Origin of the sequence: Bradyrhizobium sp. CCBAU 45389 (assembly GCF_028128625.1) — a bacterium.
Taxonomy (GTDB): domain Bacteria; phylum Pseudomonadota; class Alphaproteobacteria; order Rhizobiales; family Xanthobacteraceae; genus Bradyrhizobium; species Bradyrhizobium liaoningense_B.
This window is the reverse complement of the sequence record NZ_LBIY01000082.1, coordinates 87,417-104,994: the sequence shown is the minus strand read 5'-3', so window position 1 is coordinate 104,994 and position 17,578 is coordinate 87,417. Positions and strand designations below refer to the sequence as shown.

Here is a 17,578-nt window from a genome sequence, read left to right as displayed (position 1 = left end):
CTCCGTATCCTTGGCGGACCACTGCTTCGCCGCCTCCCCCGCGGCGAAGCCCTTTTATTCGAGGTGCCGATGCTCGATGTCCCCCATGCAACGACGACCGATCAAAGCGAGACGCAATTCGATCTTCGCAAGGAGGCCGAAGCCGCCGGGATCACCGATACGCTGCAACAACTCGAGCAGGAGCTGATCGGGCTCAAGCCGGTGAAGAGCCGCGTACGCCAGATCGCCTCGCTGCTGCTGATCGAGCGCATCCGGCAGCGCGCGGGCCTCGCCGCCGCGCCGCCGACGCTGCACATGTCGTTCACGGGCAATCCCGGCACCGGCAAGACGACTGTCGCGCTGCGCATGGCCAAGATCCTGCACGGCCTCGGCTTCGTGCGGCGCGGGCAGGTGATCTCGGTGACGCGCGACGATCTCGTTGGCCAGTACATCGGCCACACCGCGCCGAAGACGAAGGAGATCCTGAAGAAGGCGATGGGCGGCGTGCTGTTCATCGACGAGGCCTACTATCTGCATCGTCCCGACAACGAGCGCGACTACGGCCAGGAATCCATCGAGATCCTGCTCCAGGTGATGGAAAACCAGCGCGAAGACCTCGTGGTGATCCTCGCCGGCTATGGCGAGCGGATGACGAGCTTCTTCGCCTCCAATCCCGGCTTCCGCTCGCGCATCGCGCACCATATCGAATTCCCTGATTATGCAGAGGCCGAGCTGCTCGTCATCGCCGAGCTGATGCTGAAGGAGCGGGGCTATCGCTTCTCGGCAGCGGCACGCGAGGCGTTCGAGAAATACATCGCGTTGCGCCGGACCCAGCCGTTCTTCTCCAACGCCCGCTCGATCCGCAACGCGGTCGACCGCATCCGCCTGCGGCAGGCCGACCGCCTGGTGTCCGATCTCAACCGTATGCTCGATGTCGCCGATCTCGAAACCATCGACCCGGCCGATGTCCTCGCAAGCCGCGTCTTCAGCGGTGGTCCGGTCGCGGAAAGGAGCGTGAAGGCATGACCAGCGAGATCCTTATTGCCCCCTCGATCCTGGCTGCGGACTTCGCGCGTCTCGGCGAGGAGATCGCCGCGATCGACGCTGCCGGCGCCGACTGGATCCATTGCGACGTGATGGACGGACATTTCGTCCCGAACATCAGTTTCGGTGCCGATGTGATCAAGGCAATTCGGCCGGTGACGAAGAAGGTCTTCGACGTGCATCTCATGATCGCGCCGGTCGATCCCTATCTCGAGGCGTTCGCGAAGGCCGGGGCCGATGTCATCACTGTTCATGCCGAGGCGGGCGCTCATCTCGACCGCTCGCTCCAGGCGATCCGCGCGCTCGGCAAGAAGGCCGGCGTCAGCCTGTGTCCCTCCACACCGGAGAGCACGATCGAGTATGTGCTCGATCGTCTCGACCTCGTGCTGGTGATGACGGTCAATCCGGGCTTCGGCGGCCAGTCCTTCCTCGATTCCCAGCTGGCGAAGATCGCACGGATCAAGGCCATGATCGGCGACCGGCCGATCCGGCTCGAGGTCGATGGCGGCATCACGCGCGACAATGCCGCCGCCGTGGCCGCAGCGGGCGCCGATACGCTGGTGGCGGGTTCCGCCGTGTTCCGCGGCAAAGGTGATGCCGACTACGCCGCCAATATCGCAGCGATTCGCCTCGCCGCCGAGGTCGGCCGAGTTCCGCATTTGCAAGAAAGTTCCGCGCAGCGGATGCGCGTCAGTGATGGAGGCCGCACCCGGTAGATTACGGAAGGTCTACGCATCGGAACATTCGACGTGCCGGTTGTCTCAAGGCGTGGCACTTTCAACGAAGTTAGCGCGATAAAGCGGGCTCTTTCAGGCCAGGGTAACCAACGGGTTTGACACGAGGCCTCGATTAACGTCCGGGCAACGCTGTACGTCGCAGTCTGCGGTCCAGGAACGCGAGAGAGCGCGGGGATGCGGATCCAGCATATTGGCAGGCATGAGGCCCGCGCTCGGCGCGGGGCGATGCCGTGAGCATGCATCGCTTGTTCGCCGAGCAGCTTCGCTGCGCCACCAATGCGGCCGGGCAGGTCGACATCGTGAGGCTGGGTGAGCTCGTCAGCGGAGCCTATGAGACGAGCGATCGTGAGCGCCAGCGGATGATCGAAGCACGCGCGCACACGCGGGATGAGGTCGAGCAAGATCTGCTGCGGACCCAGGAGTTCCTCGATACTATCGTCGAAAACATCCCGATCGCCGTGTTCGCGAAATGCGCGAAGGATTCGCGCTACATCCTGCTCAACCGCGCCGGCGAGAGATATTATGGCATGCCCCGCGAACAGATGCTGGGCCGGACACCCGACGAGATCTTTCCGGCCGACGTCGCCCGCATCGTCAACGAGCAGGATCGTCGAGTCGTTGCCAGCGGCATGCCGATGTTCCTCGAGGAGCATCTGCTCGAAATTGGCGTCAAGGGTCACGACCGCGTCGTCAATTCACGCAAAATGCTGATCACGGATGGTGCCGGCGATCCGCAATATCTGGTCGGCGTGATCGAGGACGTCACCGAGCGCGTCACCACGCGGGAACGCATCAGCCACCTGGCATATCATGATGCGCTGACCGACCTGCCGAACCGTAGCGCCTTCAACGCGGCGCTGGACGAACGGCTGGAGCGCGCGCAAAAGGCCTCGACCGGTTTTGCCGTGCTCAGCCTCGATCTCGACCGCTTCCGGGAGGTCAACGACGTCTTCGGACATCCGGTCGGAGGCATGCTAATGCGGGCGGCGGCCGATCGTCTCGCCGCGGAAGCCGATTGCGCCTTCGTCGCCCGTATCGGCGGCGACGAGTTCATGATTCTGATGCCCGACAACGTCCGCCGCGAGGACGTGCTGACGCTCGCCGAGCGCCTGGTCGAGGTGATCGGCAAGGAACTCGAGATCGACGACTATCTCTCCCAGGTCGGTGTCAGCGTTGGCGTCGCCGTTTACCCCGATGACGGCGTGGATGCGGCGACGCTGCTCGCCAATGCCGATTCCGCGCTCTACCGCGCCAAGCGCGAAGGGCGGGGCAGGGTCTGCTTCTTCGAATCCGAGATGGACCAGGAGCTGCGCGACCGCAGGCTGTTGCAGCACGATCTGCGGCAGGCGCTGGAGCAGAACCAGCTCCTGGTCTATTTCCAGCCGCAGGCGCGGATGGACGGCGAGGTTATCGGCTTCGAGGCGCTGGTGCGCTGGGACCATCCGACGCGGGGCTTCGTGCCGCCGGACCAGTTCATTCCGCTTGCCGAGGAGAACGGGCTGATCATCGAGATCGGCGAATGGGTGCTGCGCGAGGCCTGCCGCGAAGCGGCATCCTGGCCGCGGCCGTTGCAGGTCGCGGTCAATTTGTCGCCGGTCCAGTTCCAGGCCGGTGACCTCGAACGCTCGATCCACCAGATCCTGCTGGAGACGGGGCTTTCGCCGACGCGGCTCGAGGTCGAGATCACCGAGGGCGTGCTGATCGGAGATTTCACCCGCGCGCTCAACCTGCTGCGGCGGCTGAAGGCACTCGGCATCCGCATTGCGATGGACGATTTTGGCACCGGGTACTCCTCGCTGTCCTATCTGCAGTCGTTTCCGTTCGACAAGATCAAGATCGACCGCAGCTTCATCTCCAATCTCGAGGCGACGCCGCAATCGGCCGAGATCGTCCGCGCGGTCCTGAGCCTTGCCCATGCGCTGAATATCCCGGTCGTCGCCGAAGGCGTGGAGACGGAAGCGCAGCGTGACTTCCTGGCACGCGAGGCCTGCGAGGAGATGCAGGGCTATCTCGTCGGCCGGCCCGAGCTGATCGAGCGCTATCTCGACCTGGTCGGTGTGATCGTGGAGCGCCGCCTCTATGCCTAGCGCGTTGGGCGTCAGAGTTCTGCGCGGACGTTTGGAACTAAAATTCCTGCCGGATATTCTCGAAAGTTAACCGAGGTTAGGCGCGTGGTGCACGCAGCAAATGTTTTGCACAAACGCCATCGGCCTGACGCAAATCAGGGCAATAAGCGCTGTGAATGCGAGGGAGGGTCTCATGGAGAACGTACGTCGCTACCGGGCGTTGGCGTCCCTCTGTCGTCAGCAGGCCGCCTATAGGCCGCTTCAAAACTGGGAACTCCTCGGTCAGGCCGAACATTTCGAATATCTCGCCGAGGTCGCGCTGAAGGCGCATTTCGACGCGTGCAATGCGCAACGCGACGAGGATGCAGAGGCCCCCGTCGCGGCGTGAGAGCGTCGGGCCGGCTTCGCTAATGCGACATCAGCGTCGGCACCGTCATGGCCTCCAGCATGGCGCGGGTGACGCCGCCGAGAAAGCGCTCCTGCAACCGCGAATGGCCATAGCCACCCATCACCAGCAGATCGAGTCTCTCGTCGGCCGCCAGTGACAGGATGGTCGGCTGAATATCGGAGCGCGCGGCTGACAGGCCGACCGTGTGGGTTGACAGGCCGCGCCGGCCAAGATGCCTCGCCAGATTGCGGGCCGATACCTCGCTCGGGACCGTGTCGGCCTCGTTGATCGAGATGAGCAGGATCTCCTCGGCACGCGCCAGGAACGTCGCTGCGTCGCGCATCGCGCGGGCGGCGACGCGACTACCGTCCCAGCAAATGCCGATCCGCTTCGCCTTGAAGGCACCGCGGAAGGTGTAGGGCAGGAACAGCACCGGGCCGCCGGCCTGGAACAGGATTTCGCCGGGCACGTCGTTGTCGAACGAGCCTTGCGCCGGATCGGGCTGGAGCACGACGCTGAGGTCGTGCAGCCGCGCCATCTCGCCGAGCGAGCTGGCTGCATCCGCGGGGATCGCGCCGAGCGGATGGCAGTCGTAGGAAATTCCGGCGTTCGCCGCCTCGCTTTTGAACACCTCGAGCGCGGCCTCGGCCCGCTCCAGGGCGCGCTCGCGCTCCAGCTCGAACACGGCCGCCAAGGCGGCACCGCCGTCCATGACGTAAGCTGCGCTGCTCGCGACATAGCCGACCGCAACCGCGTCGAGGTGGGCGTTGAGATGCGCCGCGAGCGTGATCGAGCCGTCGATCGCGGCGCGCATCGGCCGCTCGGTCGGGATGTGGACGAGAATGTCTTTGTACATGGCGCGCCTCCGATCGACCATCGTTGATGGAGGCAGTCTTCCACTGCGGCGAGGGGCGGCCTTGAGCTGCATCAAATGTGCAGGCGCGATCTTGGCCGGCCGTCGCCCACCTTTGCCAAGATTTAATCGCGTGGACGGAACGCCGTAAGGTGGCAACGGCCATGTTGGGTGCAAGGCGACACCTGACCCAACATGGACATTTCGACATGAACGATCGCGTCAATTCCCACACCACCACGACCGGGAAGATCCTGAGACCGCGCCGGCTTGCGCTGCTCGGCACCGTGGCCGCGCTTGGCGTGGCCGTGCTGGCCGGCTCTCCCGGTTCCTCGCAGTTCGGCATGACCTCCTTCGTCGCGCCCGCGCAGGCCGCGGAAACCGCCGCCACGCCGCCGGGCTTCGCCGACCTCGTCGCCAAGGTCAAACCCGCCGTGATCTCGGTGCGGGTCAAGATCGACCGCGACAACGACAAGAATGCGATGCTGCAACAGAACCGGATGGATTCGGACGAGGACTCGCCGTTCGACCAGTTCTCGCGGCAGTTCGGCTTCCGCGGCCCAGGCGGCATGAACGGTATGCCGCGCCAGCGTCACCAGATGGTCACGGGCGAAGGCTCCGGCTTCTTCATCTCCGCCGACGGTTACGCCGTGACCAACAATCACGTCGTCGATCATGCCGAGTCCGTGCAAGTCACCATGGACGACGGCACGACCTACACGGCCAAGGTGGTCGGCACCGATCCGAAGACCGATCTTGCGCTGATCAAGGTCGACGGCAAGAAGGACTTCCCCTTCGTCAAATTCTCCGAGCAGAAGCCGCGAATCGGCGACTGGGTGGTGGCGGTCGGCAATCCCTTCGGCCTCGGCGGCACCGTGACCGCCGGCATCGTCTCGGCCAGTGGCCGCGACATCGGCAACGGGCCCTATGACGATTTCATCCAGATCGACGCGCCCATCAACAAGGGTAATTCCGGCGGCCCGGCCTTCGATATGAACGGCAACGTGATCGGCGTGAACACCGCGATCTTCTCCCCGTCGGGTGGCTCGGTCGGCATCGGCTTCGACATCCCGGCGACGACCGCAAAGCTCGTCGTCGCGCAGCTGAAGGACAAGGGTGCTGTGACCCGCGGCTGGCTCGGTGTGCAGGTGCAGCCGGTGACCGCCGACATCGCCGACAGTCTCGGCCTGAAGGAGGCGCGCGGCGCGATCGTCGACAATCCGCAGGACGGCAGCCCGGCGGCGAAGGCCGGCATCGTGGCGGGTGACGTCATCACCGCCGTCAACGGCACCGCGATCAAGGACTCCCGCGATCTCGCCCGTACCATCGCGACGCTGGCGCCGGGCAGCTCCGTGAAGCTCGACGTCTTCCGTAACGGCGGGAGCAAGACGGTGACGCTCGCACTCGGCGAGTTGCCGAACGAGCGGCAGGCCCAGGGAAACGGTAAAGCCGACGAGGGCAAGGCGCAGCCGGGCAAGGGCACGCCGCGCCTCGGGCTCAGCCTGGCACCGGCCGGCGAGGTGCAGGGCGCGGGCCAGAAGGGCGTCGTCGTTACCGAGGTCGATCCGCAAGGGCCGGCAGCACAGCGCGGCATCCAGACCGGTGACGTCATCCTCAATGTCGGCGGCAAGCCTGTGGCCAACGTCGGTGACGTCCGCGCTGAATTGGCGCAGGCAAAATCGTCCGGCAAGAACAGCGTGCTGCTTCAGGTGAAGGGCGCGGAAGCGACCCGGTTCGTCGCGGTGCCGCTCGCCTAAGTCTCTCGCTTTGAACGTCAATTCAAAAGGCGGCCCGCGGGCCGCCTTTTTTCGTGCCGGCGTGAAAGATACCCACAGGCCGGCGATAACATTCTCGTTAACGGCAGCATTGATGACGGGTTAGTCCGAAAAAGCCGCGTTCGCTCGTCAGACTTGAGTCCATATTACTTGCAGGGGGTGGGAATTCCGAACGTCCGGCTGCTTTCGTGGAACCGGCCGGTGTTCGCATTTGATCGGTGCCGACATGGATCGATTGAAGCTCTCGCTGAGACGTGCGCTGCTCGTGGCGCCGCTCGTGCTGGCGGCCGGAAGCGCCCTCGGGCGCGACGATGGCCGCTACGCCGATTCACCGCTCAAGCCGTGGTTCGACAGTCTGCGCAGCCATCTCGGCCCGTGCTGCTCGGATGCCGATGGATTTGCCGTCTCGGATCCCGATTGGGAATCGCACGACGGGCATTATCGCGTGCGCCTCGACGGTCAATGGGTGGATGTGCCGGATGAAGCCGTCATCACCGAACCGAATCGGGCGGGACGCACCATGGTTTGGCCAGTGAAGACGGCGTTCGGGATTTCGATCCGGTGCTTCATGCCGGGCAGCATGATCTGACGGGTGTCAGCGTCACCGCTTGCTGGATTTGCGCTTCGACGATTTCCTGGTCGCCTTCTTCTTGGACGTCTTCCGCTTGGAGGCCTTCTTCGGGACCTTCTTGCCCTTCTTGCGGGCCTTCGAGAGTCCAATCGCGATCGCCTGCTTGCGACTCTTCACGCGTCCGCCACGACCACCACGGCCGCTTTTCGCGGTACCTTTCTTGTAGCGGCGCATTTCGCTCTCGACGTCGCTGCCGGAGCTGCGCGAGTAGCGGCGCTTCTTTGCCTTGCGTGCCATGCATTTTCTCCCTTCGCCGGACCAAACCACTCGACACAGGCATGGTTCCGAAAATGCGTAAGCAAAGCTGCGGACGTGCGGCGTCGCCTAGTACGAATTCGCCAGCTCGATTTCCGCTTCCAGCACCTGGATGCGCCGCGCTGCTTCGGCGAAGGACAGATCCCGCGCATATTGCGCGGGCTGATACGCTTCTTCGCTCAGCCGCTTCAGCCGCAAGCCTTGGGCCCGAGTCATTTGCTCCATGAGAAAAGCCTTGGCGTCGTATTTACCCTGAACCTGCATGTCCGCTCTCCATCCTGAAATCGCGACTTGACTATATGTTCTTATTTTGTTCTAACAAGCCATGGACAACCGAATTAATGAAATTCGACGTAAAATCAGCGCCTTGAGGCTGGAGATGGCCGACGTCGAGGCATCCGTGCGCGACCTGGTCGACCGGGGGCGCGACTGCACGGAAAAGGCCCTGGCGCAGATGGATCTGCGCCGGAAAATCAACCTGATGATCGGCGAATGGAGAGCGGCCGGCGGCGGCGATGTCCTGCCGGATGTCCGCGATCGTGTACGGCTTCGTCCACTGAAGAAAGTCGTAGATCCCGCGCGGACGATCGCGCGCCGCTGAGAGCTTTGGGAGCGCGTCATGGAGGAAGACCCGGACACGTACCGGATCCTGAGGCTGCGCGCCGAGATTCTCGAACTGGGCTCCGCGATCCGGCAATTGCAGCGGGAGGGGCTCGACGACGCCGCGGCCCAGCTCCTGATTACGCGCAAGCGGGCGCAGCTCGATCATCTCGTGAAGATGAATTCCGCGAAAGGCGGACTGAACATCGCCGATATGCAACGCGATTAGCGCGTGCGATGTGGCGTCTAGGGAATCGCATCGAATACAAAGGCGAGAAGGCCCCGCGATTGCGAGGCCTTCGATGAGCGGCTGCGCTTACTTGGCGGTGCTCGTGCCCTTGGTCATGGTGCCGCCCTGATCGGAGCCGGGGCCAGAGCCGCCCTGGCCGGAGGGATCGGGACTCTTGGTTTTCGTGTTGGCGCCGGTCGTCTGCGAGGACGAGGTCGAGGATTCATGTTTCTGCTTGTGCGACTTGGCCTGCGCGGCAAACGGGGCAGCGGCGAGGCCGGTTGCCAACATCACGGCGAGAGCGAGCTTGGTCGTCTTCATGCGCGGGAACTCCCTGAGTTAAATTGACGCAGGCAGCCAACTGCCGTTCGTCACAGGAGTTCCCGACAAAGTCGCCGGCGTGTTTCACGCCCGCTTCAAAATTCCTTGTCCTCATCGATGATGAAGACGGCGCCGGTGAGCGTCGCGCCGATCGCGAACGTCGTCACCAAGGTGAGGGCGAAGACCAGAATCGCCTGGCTCCCGCCGTGATTGAGCAGATTGGCGACCGCCGGATTGGACAGAGTGAGCGCGAGGCCGAATGCAAGCCCAAGAGCTGCGCCCATCATCGCATGCGTCACGAGCTTGATGAGGCCAGTGGGAGAGATCAGGCTCGGTGGCTTCTTGGGCGACTTGTTCGCACGCATGGAACCGACCTTCGAATTGCACAAGCAACGCGCGCGATGCTCGCGGGTTCCATTCGCATGAAGGAATTGTCATCCGCCGCTTCATCCAGCGTTCATGCCGGGCTTGCGAGGATGAAGGCCATCAACATGGGACACTCGACATGGGTAAGGTCGTCTATCTCTATCGCTCGCTGGCCTATCGGAATGCGGCCGCGGACATGTTGCGCAAAGCGCGCAAGCTGCCGCACGGTGCGGAGCGAAGCGCCGCGCGTCGCTACGCGATGGCGCTGCGCGATCTCGCACAAACGGAAGCCTGGCTCGAAGGGCGCGTCCCCGACGAACCCCGCTCGATCCTGCGCACGAAAGTTGCCGCGTCCGGTTAACCCGACGCGCGCTGCAGTTCGGGGGAGGTGTCGGCGTCGAACTTGCCCTGCGTTGCCGAGGAAGGGGTCTTGCGAGTCAGCGGCACGTCCAGGCGGCACAACAGGCCCTCGGCCCGCCAATCGAATTGCGCCCGTCCGCCGAGCTGGGACTCGACGCTCGCAAGCAGGCTCCGCGTACCGAAACCGCGAGACTTCGGCGTCCTCACGAGCGGGCCGCCGGATTCCTCCCAGGTCAGGGTGAGATGGTCTTCCTCGACCTGCCAGCCAATCAAGAGCCGGCCCGATCGCGTCGAGAGCGCGCCATACTTGGCGGAGTTGGTGAATAGCTCATGCAGCGCCAGCGCCAGCGTCTGGGCGGTTGCCGGCAGCAACTGAACCTCCGGGCCTGCGAGCTTGATCTGGTCGCCGAGCGAATAAGGTGCAAGCTCCTCGTCGATCAGCTTGGAAAGCTCGGCGCCCTGCCAGCTCGACAGCGACAGGATCGTGTGCACGCGCGCCAGCGCATTGATGCGCCCCTCGACGGCGTTGACATAGGCCTTGACCTCGTCGGCACGGGTGAGGCGCACGATCGATTGCGCCAGCGCCAGCGCATTCTTGGCGCGATGATCGACTTCCCGCGCCAGCAGGTTCTGTCGCTCCTCGGCGCGCTTGCGTTCGGTGATGTCCACGGTGACGCCGCTCACGCGCACCACGCGGCCGGCCTGGTCCACGGTCGCGGCCGCCGTGCCGACGCACCAGCGCACCTCACCGTCGGGCCGGCTGACGCGAAACTCCCCTTCATAGGCGCGCGCCCCGCTATTGAACGCGGCAATCGCCTGGCCGAACCGGTCGACGTCATCGGGGTGCAGCAGCGCCTGAATGTTCGCCGAGGTGACGTTGAAGGTCTCCGGCGTCACGCCGAAGATGCGGTACTGGCCTTCGTCCCACATCCAGTCGCCGTTGATCCAGTCCCAGTCCCAGGACCCCATCTTGCCGGCGGCAATCGCCATGCTGCGACGCTGCTCGCTCTCGCGCAGCTTGGCGGTGGAGTTCTCCAGTTCCGCCGTGCGGGCGCGGACACGGTCCTCGAGTTCCTGATTCAGCCGTTCGAGCTCGCGGGTCTTGCGATAGAGCTCGGAAAACACCTTGATCTTGGCGCGCAGCACCTCCGGCACCACGGGCACCGGCACGTAGTCGACCGCGCCCATCTCGTAGCCGCGCAACCGGTCGATGTCGCTCACTTGAATGGCCGAGATGAAGATCATCGCGGTCTTCTGGAAGCGTGGATGTTCCCGGATCATCGCCGCCAGCTCGAAGCCGTCGAGCTCGGGCATGCAGACGTCGACCAGGATCACCGCGATCTCGGTCTTGAGCAGCACCTCCAGCGCCTCGCGCCCCGACGAGGCGATCACGAGATTCTCGCCGAGATCCTTCAAGATCACCTCATAGGCGAGCAGCTTGGCCGGCTGGTCGTCGACGAGGAGGATATTGACCTTTTCATGGTCCATTCGCGGATCCAGCTCAGCGGTGCAGCCACATGCGGATCGCAAGCAGCAATTGATCGGTGTTGACGGGTTTGGCGAGGTAGTCGGAGGCGCCGGCTTCCAGACATTTCTCGCGATCGCCTTTCATCGCCTTTGCGGTCAGCGCGATGATCGGAAGGCGGGCGAAGGCCGGGTTCTCGCGGATCACCCCGATGGTCTGATAGCCATCCATCTGCGGCATCATGATGTCCATCAGCACGATGGCGATTTCCGGATTGGATTCGACCAGCGTCACGGCTTCGCTGCCGGTGGTCGCCGTCAGCACCTTCATGCCGCGCCGTTCCAACACGCTCGATAGCGCAAAGATGTTCCGAGCGTCGTCGTCGACGAGCAGGGCGGTCTTGCCGATCAGGTCCTCGTCGGAACTGTTCAGCTTCTCCAGCATCCGCTGCTTCTCGACCGGCAGTTCCGTGATCACGCGGTGCAGGAACAGCGCGGTTTCGTCGAGCAGACGTTCCGGCGATTCCACGCCCTTGACCACGATGCTGCGCGCCATGGTGTGCAGCTCGGCATCCTCCTCCGCCGAAAGCTCGCGGCCGGTGAAGACCACCACCGGAACGTTCGAGAGCGCCTCGTCATTGCGGATCTGGTCCAGCACCTCGAAGCCGCTCATGTCGGGCAGGCGGAGGTCGAGGACCACGCAATCGCACGGCGCTTCGCGCAGCATCGAGAGTGCTCCGGCGCCGGTGTCGGTTGCCACGATCTCGATGTCATCGTGATGCAGCAGCTCGCGGATCGAGAGCTGCTCGGCCTCGTTGTCCTCGACGATCAGGAGCCGCTTGCGCCTGGGACGCGCATATTCCTTGATCTGCGTCAGCGCCGCCGCGACGCCTTCGGTCGTGGTCGGCTTGTTGACGAAGGAGAAGGCGCCGCGCGCCAGCGCATGCTGGCGGTCCTCGTCCAGCGTGATGATCTGTACGGGGATGTGGCGGGTCAGCGGATTGTGCTTGAGCTGGCTCAGCACCGTCCAGCCGAGCATGTCGGGCAGGAACACGTCGAGCGAGACCGCGCGCGGCTGGTACTGCTTGGCAAGCTCGAGCGCCTCCGCGCCGCGCGCGGCGACCAGCACCTTGAAGCCCTTGTCGCGTGCGAGATCGACCAGCACCCGCGCATAATGCGGATCGTCCTCGACGATCAAGAGGATGCTGTCGCCGGGCTCGAGGTTGAGACGGTCGTCGGGCAGCTGCTCGATGACGCGCTGCTGCTCCGGCGCGGCCGGCTGCAGCGCCGGCGGCTGGCTGTATTGCTGCGGCGCCGGAGCGGCACGCGGCGCCAGCGTCGGTCCGGAATATTTCAGCGGCAGATAGAGCGTGAAGGTCGAGCCCTTGCCCGGCGCGCTGCGCAGATGGATTTCGCCGCCGAGCAGGCTCGCGAGCTCGCGGCTGATGGCAAGGCCAAGACCGGTGCCGCCATATTTGCGGCTGGTGCCGGCGTCGGCCTGCTGGAACGCCTCGAAGATCAGCTTCTGCTTCTCCAGGGGAATGCCGATGCCGGTATCGGACACCTCGAACGCGATCACGGCGGGTGCTGAGTTCAGCACCGGGTGATCCGTTCCCCAGCCGCCGAGGGCGGCCTCGACCTTCAGGCGCACTTCGCCTTCGGCGGTGAACTTGAAGGCGTTGGAGAGCAGATTCTTCAGAACCTGCTGTAGGCGCTTGGAGTCGGTGACGATGCTGCGCGCGAGGTTCGGATCGACGTCGATCTTGAACGAGAGGCCGCGGTTCTCCGCCTCGTGGCGGAACGGCCGGCCGACGGTCTCGAGCAGGTTGGCGGTCAGGATCTCCTCGGCATCGACCGTCACCGTGCCGGACTCGATCTTGGAGAGATCGAGGATGTCGCTGATGAGGTTGAGCAGGTCGGTGCCGGCGCCGTGGATGGTGCGGGCGAACTCGACCTGCTTGGCCGTGAGGTTGCCGTCCGGATTGTCGGTGAGCTGCTGTCCCAGGATCAGGATCGAGTTCAGCGGCGTGCGCAGCTCGTGGCTCATATTGGCGAGGAATTCGGACTTGTACTTCGAGGTCAGCGCGAGCTCGGTCGCCTTTTCCTCGAGCGCGCGGCGGGCCTGCTCGATTTCCTGGTTCTTGCGCTCGACCTCGACGTTGCGCTCGGCGAGCTGCTGCGCCTTCTGTTCGAGCTGGTCGTTGGTCTGCTGCAATTCGCGCTGCTGGGTCTGAAGCTCGCCGGCGAGCTGCTGCGACTGCTTGAGCAGGCCTTCGGTCTGCATCGTCGCCTCGATCGAGTTGAGCACGATGCCGATGGAGTCGGTGAGCTGCTCCAGGAACGTCATTTGCGAGGTCGTGAAGGACGCGAGCGAGGCGAGTTCGATCACCGCCTTGACCTGGCCTTCGAACAGAACCGGCAGCACGACGAGATTCTTCGGGGCGACCCGGAACAGCGCGGAATTGATCGGCACCACATCCGTCGGAATGTCCGCGACGACCCGCGGGCGCCTGTCGAGCGCGCATTGGCCGATCAGGCCCTCGCCGAATTGCAGCACGCGCTGGTAGGGATAGATGCCGTCGCCGGCGTAAGAGGCGAGCAGCAGGAGCTGCGGATTGTCCTCGCTTTCGATCTGGTAGATCACGCCGGTGTGGGCGTTCACCAGCGGCGACAGCTCGGTCAGCAGCAGCCGGCCGACGGTGGCGAGGTCGCGCTGGCCCTGCAGCATGTTGGTGAATTTGGCGAGGTTGGTCTTCAGCCAGTCCTGCTCGGTGTTCACGTCCGTCGTGAGACGGAGGTTCGTGATCATCGTGTTGATGTTGTCCTTCAACTCCGCGACTTCGCCGCGGGCATCGACCTGGATCGACCGCGTCAGGTCGCCCTTGGTCACGGCGGTCGCGACTTCCGCGATTGCGCGGACCTGCGAGGTGAGGTTGGCCGCCAGAAGATTGACGTTGCCGGTGAGGTCCTTCCAGGTGCCGGCCGCGCCGGGCACGTCGGCCTGGCCGCCGAGGCGCCCTTCGACGCCGACCTCGCGCGCCACCGACGTCACCTGATCGGCGAAGGTTGCGAGCGTTTCGGTCATGTTGTTGATGGTGTCGGCGAGCGCGGCGACCTCGCCCTTCGACTTCACGGTGAGGTTCTGCTTGAGATCGCCGTTGGCGACCGCGGTCACCACCTTGACGATGCCGCGGACCTGCTCGGTCAGATTCGCCGCCATGAAGTTGACGGTGTCGGTGAGATCCTTCCAGGTGCCGGCCACGCCGGGCACCTGGGCCTGGCCGCCGAGCTCGCCCTCGGTGCCGACCTCGCGGGCGACGCGCGTGACTTCGCCGGCGAAGGCGTTGAGCTGATCCACCATGGTGTTGATGGTGTTCTTCAGCTCGAGGATTTCGCCCTTCACGTCCACGGTGATCTTGCGGGACAAGTCGCCGCGCGCCACGGCGGTGGTCACTTCGGCGATGTTGCGGACCTGCGTGGTGAGGTTGGCAGCGAGCAGGTTGACGTTGTCGGTGAGGTCCTTCCAGGTGCCGCCGACGCCGGGCACGACGGCCTGACCGCCGAGCCGGCCTTCGGTGCCGACCTCGCGTGCGACGCGCGTCACTTCGGCGGCGAAGGAGCGGAGCTGCTCGACCATGGTGTTCAGCGTATCCTTCAGCAGCAGGATTTCGCCGCGCACGTCCACGGTGATCTTCTTGGAGAGGTCGCCGCCGGCGATGGCGGTTGCGACCTCGGCGATGTTGCGGACCTGGGCCGTCAGGTTCGACGCCATGAAGTTGACGTTGTCGGTGAGGTCCTTCCAGGTGCCGGCGACGCCGGGTACCTCGGCCTGGCCGCCGAGCTTGCCTTCGGTGCCGACCTCGCGCGCCACGCGCGTGACTTCGCCGGCGAAGCCGTTGAGCTGGTCCACCATGGTGTTGATGGTGTTCTTCAGCTCGAGGATTTCGCCCTTCACGTCCACGGTGATCTTGCGGGACAAGTCGCCGCGCGCCACGGCGGTCGTCACTTCGGCGATGTTGCGGACCTGCGCGGTGAGGTTGCCCGCCATCGAGTTGACGCTGTCGGTGAGATCCTTCCAGGTGCCGGCGACGCCGGGCACGTTGGCCTGGCCGCCGAGGCGGCCTTCGGTGCCGACCTCGCGCGCCACGCGCGTCACCTCGCCCGCGAAGCGGTTGAGCTGGTCGACCATCGTGTTCAGCGTATCCTTGAGCTGAAGGATCTCGCCGCGCACGTCCACCGTGATCTTGCGCGACAGGTCGCCGCCGGCGATGGCGGTTGCGACCTCGGCGATGTTGCGGACCTGGGCGGTGAGGTTGCCCGCCATCGAGTTGACGTTGTCGGTGAGGTCTTTCCAGGTGCCGGCGACGCCGGTCACCTGCGCCTGGCCGCCGAGCTTGCCTTCGGTGCCGACTTCGCGGGCGACGCGCGTGACTTCGCCGGCGAAAGCGTTGAGCTGGTCGACCATGGTGTTGAGCGTTTCCTTCAGCTGAAGGATTTCGCCCGAGACGTTGACGGTGATCTTCTTGGACAGGTCGCCCTTGGCGACTGCGGTGGCGACTTCGGCGATGTTGCGGACCTGGCCGGTCAGGTTCGAAGCCATCGAGTTGACCGAGTCGGTGAGGTCTTTCCAGGTGCCGGCGACGCCGCGCACCTGGGCCTGGCCGCCGAGCTTGCCTTCGGTGCCGACCTCGCGCGCGACGCGCGTGACTTCGCCGGCGAAGGCGTTGAGCTGGTCGACCATGGTGTTGATGGTGTCCTTCAGCTCCAGGATCTCGCCGCGCACGTCCACGGTGATCTTCTTGGAGAGGTCGCCGCCGGCGACCGCGGTCGTCACCTCGGCGATGTTGCGGACCTGTGCGGTCAGGTTCGACGCCATCGAGTTGACGCTTTCGGTGAGGTCCTTCCAGGTGCCGGCGACGCCGAGCACGTTGGCCTGACCGCCGAGCCGTCCTTCGGTGCCGACCTCGCGCGCCACGCGCGTGACCTCGCCGGCGAAGGCGTTGAGCTGGTCGACCATGGTGTTCAGCGTTTCCTTCAGCTGAAGGATTTCGCCCGAGACGTTCACGGTGATCTTCTTCGACAAGTCGCCGCCGGCGATGGCGGTCGCGACGTCGGCGATATTGCGGACCTGCGCGGTCAGGTTCGACGCCATGAAGTTGACGTTGTCGGTGAGGTCTTTCCAGGTGCCGGCCACGCCAGGCACCTGGGCCTGGCCGCCGAGCTTGCCTTCGGTACCGACCTCGCGCGCCACGCGCGTGACTTCCGAGGCGAAGGAGTTGAGCTGGTCCACCATGGTGTTGATGGTGTCCTTCAGCTCCAGGATCTCGCCGCGCACGTCCACCGTGATCTTGCGGGAGAGGTCGCCGCGCGCCACGGCTGTGGTGACGTTGGCGATGTTGCGGACCTGCGCGGTGAGATTGCCGCACATCGCGTTCACGGAGTCGGTGAGGTCCTTCCAGGTGCCGGCGACGCCGGGCACGATCGCCTGGCCGCCGAGCTTACCGTCGGTGCCGACCTCGCGCGCCACGCGCGTCACTTCGGAGGCGAAGGAGCGGAGCTGGTCCACCATCGTGTTGATGGCTTCCTTGAGCTGAAGGATCTCGCCGCGGACGTCGACGGTGATCTTCTTGGACAAGTCGCCATTGGCGACCGCGATCGTGACCTCGGCGATGTTGCGAACCTGGTTGGTCAGGTTGTTCGCCATCGAGTTGACGCTCTCGGTCAGATCCTTCCAGACGCCGGTCACCTCCGGCACCTGGGCCTGACCGCCGAGCTTGCCTTCGGTGCCGACCTCGCGCGCGACGCGCGTCACCTCGGAGGTGAACACGCCGAGCTGCTTGATCATGGTGTTGACGATGTTCGCCGACTGCAGGAACTCGCCGCGGAGCGGACGGCCGTCGACATCGAGCTTGACGGTCTGCAGCAGGTCGCCCTGCGCCACCGCCGCAACCGCCCGCGTCACCTCGCGGGTCGGCCACAACAGGTCGTCGATCAGCGTGTTGACGGAGCCTTCCATGTCCGCCCAGGAGCCGGAGGCGAGGCCGAACTTCACCCGCTGCCGGGTCTTGCCCTCGCGCCCCACCACCTGGCCGACCAGCTCGAGCTGCTGCGCCATGCGCTGGTTGGCGGCGATGATTTCGTTAAAAGTGTCGGCAATCTTGCCGTCGATGCCGAGATAGTCGCCGCTCATGCGCACAGAGAAATCGCCGCTGCGCATCGCTTGCAGCGCGAGCAGCAATTCCGGCCGCGAATCAGGATCAGACATTCCGTTGGTTTTGGGTTTCGGGACGCGACGACCGGAGCGTGATGTAGTTCCGGGATCGAGGTCGCTCATACTTGATTCCCCCGCACGCGCCGGCCGAATCTCAGGCGAGACGCAATTGATCAAAATAGAGCGTCAGCCTAATTCGAAATCAAGCGCCAAGGTTGCGACGCCAGGAAATGGAACCTGCTTTGCTCAGCCCGGCTAAAGCAACGGCGAAGACTGCCGATGGTTCCATGAGGTTTCGG

Annotated in this window: 16 protein-coding genes; 9 read left to right on the top strand and 7 right to left on the bottom strand. The window is 64.7% G+C overall.

The annotated features are described in order from the left end of the window. The first annotated feature begins 69 nt into the window (after positions 1-69). The 4 genes from cbbX (at position 70) to XH79_RS13615 (ending at position 4,214) form a co-directional block, all read left to right on the top strand. Positions 70-1,005, top strand: coding sequence for a CbbX protein (cbbX, locus tag XH79_RS13630; protein ID WP_271582006.1), 936 nt, complete (start codon positions 70-72; stop codon positions 1,003-1,005). Beyond that, positions 1,002-1,739: a ribulose-phosphate 3-epimerase gene (gene rpe / locus XH79_RS13625; RefSeq protein ID WP_271582005.1), complete on the top strand. Its 738-nt coding sequence runs from the start codon at positions 1,002-1,004 to the stop codon at positions 1,737-1,739. The genes cbbX and rpe overlap by 4 nt, the downstream gene beginning before the upstream one ends. 257 nt (positions 1,740-1,996) lie before the next feature. After that, the gene (locus XH79_RS13620; protein ID WP_271582019.1) at positions 1,997-3,847 is read left to right on the top strand and encodes a putative bifunctional diguanylate cyclase/phosphodiesterase; all 1,851 of its coding nucleotides are present in this window, start codon (positions 1,997-1,999) and stop codon (positions 3,845-3,847) included. Between the two features lie 172 nt (positions 3,848-4,019). After that, positions 4,020-4,214, top strand: a complete 195-nt coding sequence (locus XH79_RS13615; RefSeq protein WP_018648730.1) for a hypothetical protein — start codon at positions 4,020-4,022, stop codon at positions 4,212-4,214. 19 nt (positions 4,215-4,233) lie between these two features. Here XH79_RS13615 and XH79_RS13610 read toward each other — a convergent pair whose 3' ends face one another. Next, a complete protein-coding gene (locus XH79_RS13610) occupies positions 4,234-5,070 on the bottom strand; it encodes a universal stress protein (protein ID WP_212347958.1) in 837 nt (278 codons plus the stop codon). A gap of 206 nt (positions 5,071-5,276) precedes the next feature. Here XH79_RS13610 and XH79_RS13605 point away from each other — a divergent pair, with 206 nt between their 5' ends. Beyond that, complete coding sequence (locus XH79_RS13605) at positions 5,277-6,824, top strand: Do family serine endopeptidase (RefSeq protein WP_271582004.1); 1,548 nt, start codon at positions 5,277-5,279, stop codon at positions 6,822-6,824. A 244-nt stretch (positions 6,825-7,068) separates the two neighbouring features. Then, the gene (locus XH79_RS13600) at positions 7,069-7,431 is read left to right on the top strand and encodes a hypothetical protein (RefSeq protein ID WP_212348012.1); all 363 of its coding nucleotides are present in this window, start codon (positions 7,069-7,071) and stop codon (positions 7,429-7,431) included. 12 nt (positions 7,432-7,443) lie between these two features. Here XH79_RS13600 and XH79_RS13595 read toward each other — a convergent pair whose 3' ends face one another. Both XH79_RS13595 and XH79_RS13590 read right to left on the bottom strand, forming a co-directional pair. Beyond that, positions 7,444-7,710 (bottom strand): DUF6496 domain-containing protein, encoded by a 267-nt coding sequence (locus XH79_RS13595; RefSeq protein ID WP_271582003.1) that lies wholly within the window; start codon positions 7,708-7,710, stop codon positions 7,444-7,446. Positions 7,711-7,797: 87 nt separating this feature from the next. After that, positions 7,798-7,992: a DUF3072 domain-containing protein gene (locus XH79_RS13590; protein WP_212347967.1), complete on the bottom strand. Its 195-nt coding sequence runs from the start codon at positions 7,990-7,992 to the stop codon at positions 7,798-7,800. Between the two features lie 115 nt (positions 7,993-8,107). Between XH79_RS13590 and XH79_RS13585 the strand changes: the two genes are divergently transcribed. Together XH79_RS13585 and XH79_RS13580 are read left to right on the top strand one after the other, a co-directional pair. Next, on the top strand, positions 8,108-8,329 hold the full coding sequence (locus tag XH79_RS13585; protein ID WP_271582002.1) for a hypothetical protein: 222 nt from the start codon (positions 8,108-8,110) through the stop codon (positions 8,327-8,329). 18 nt (positions 8,330-8,347) lie between these two features. Next, positions 8,348-8,557 (top strand): hypothetical protein, encoded by a 210-nt coding sequence (locus XH79_RS13580; protein WP_271582001.1) that lies wholly within the window; start codon positions 8,348-8,350, stop codon positions 8,555-8,557. A gap of 87 nt (positions 8,558-8,644) precedes the next feature. Here XH79_RS13580 and XH79_RS13575 read toward each other — a convergent pair whose 3' ends face one another. Next, positions 8,645-8,878 (bottom strand): hypothetical protein, encoded by a 234-nt coding sequence (locus tag XH79_RS13575; RefSeq protein WP_212347976.1) that lies wholly within the window; start codon positions 8,876-8,878, stop codon positions 8,645-8,647. 95 nt (positions 8,879-8,973) lie between these two features. Continuing rightward, on the bottom strand, positions 8,974-9,243 hold the full coding sequence (locus XH79_RS13570) for a hypothetical protein (protein WP_212347979.1): 270 nt from the start codon (positions 9,241-9,243) through the stop codon (positions 8,974-8,976). Positions 9,244-9,383: 140 nt separating this feature from the next. Here XH79_RS13570 and XH79_RS13565 point away from each other — a divergent pair, with 140 nt between their 5' ends. Beyond that, complete coding sequence (locus XH79_RS13565; protein WP_212347981.1) at positions 9,384-9,605, top strand: hypothetical protein; 222 nt, start codon at positions 9,384-9,386, stop codon at positions 9,603-9,605. Here the strand turns inward: XH79_RS13565 and XH79_RS13560 are convergent. Then, positions 9,602-11,092 carry an HWE histidine kinase domain-containing protein gene (locus XH79_RS13560; protein WP_271582000.1) on the bottom strand — a complete coding sequence of 497 codons (1,491 nt, stop codon included), beginning with the start codon at positions 11,090-11,092 and terminating at the stop codon, positions 9,602-9,604. The two genes, XH79_RS13565 and XH79_RS13560, sit on opposite strands and share 4 nt — an antisense overlap. Positions 11,093-11,105: 13 nt before the next feature. Then, the gene (locus tag XH79_RS13555; protein ID WP_271581999.1) at positions 11,106-17,402 is read right to left on the bottom strand and encodes a HAMP domain-containing protein; all 6,297 of its coding nucleotides are present in this window, start codon (positions 17,400-17,402) and stop codon (positions 11,106-11,108) included. Positions 17,403-17,578: the final 176 nt, after the last annotated feature.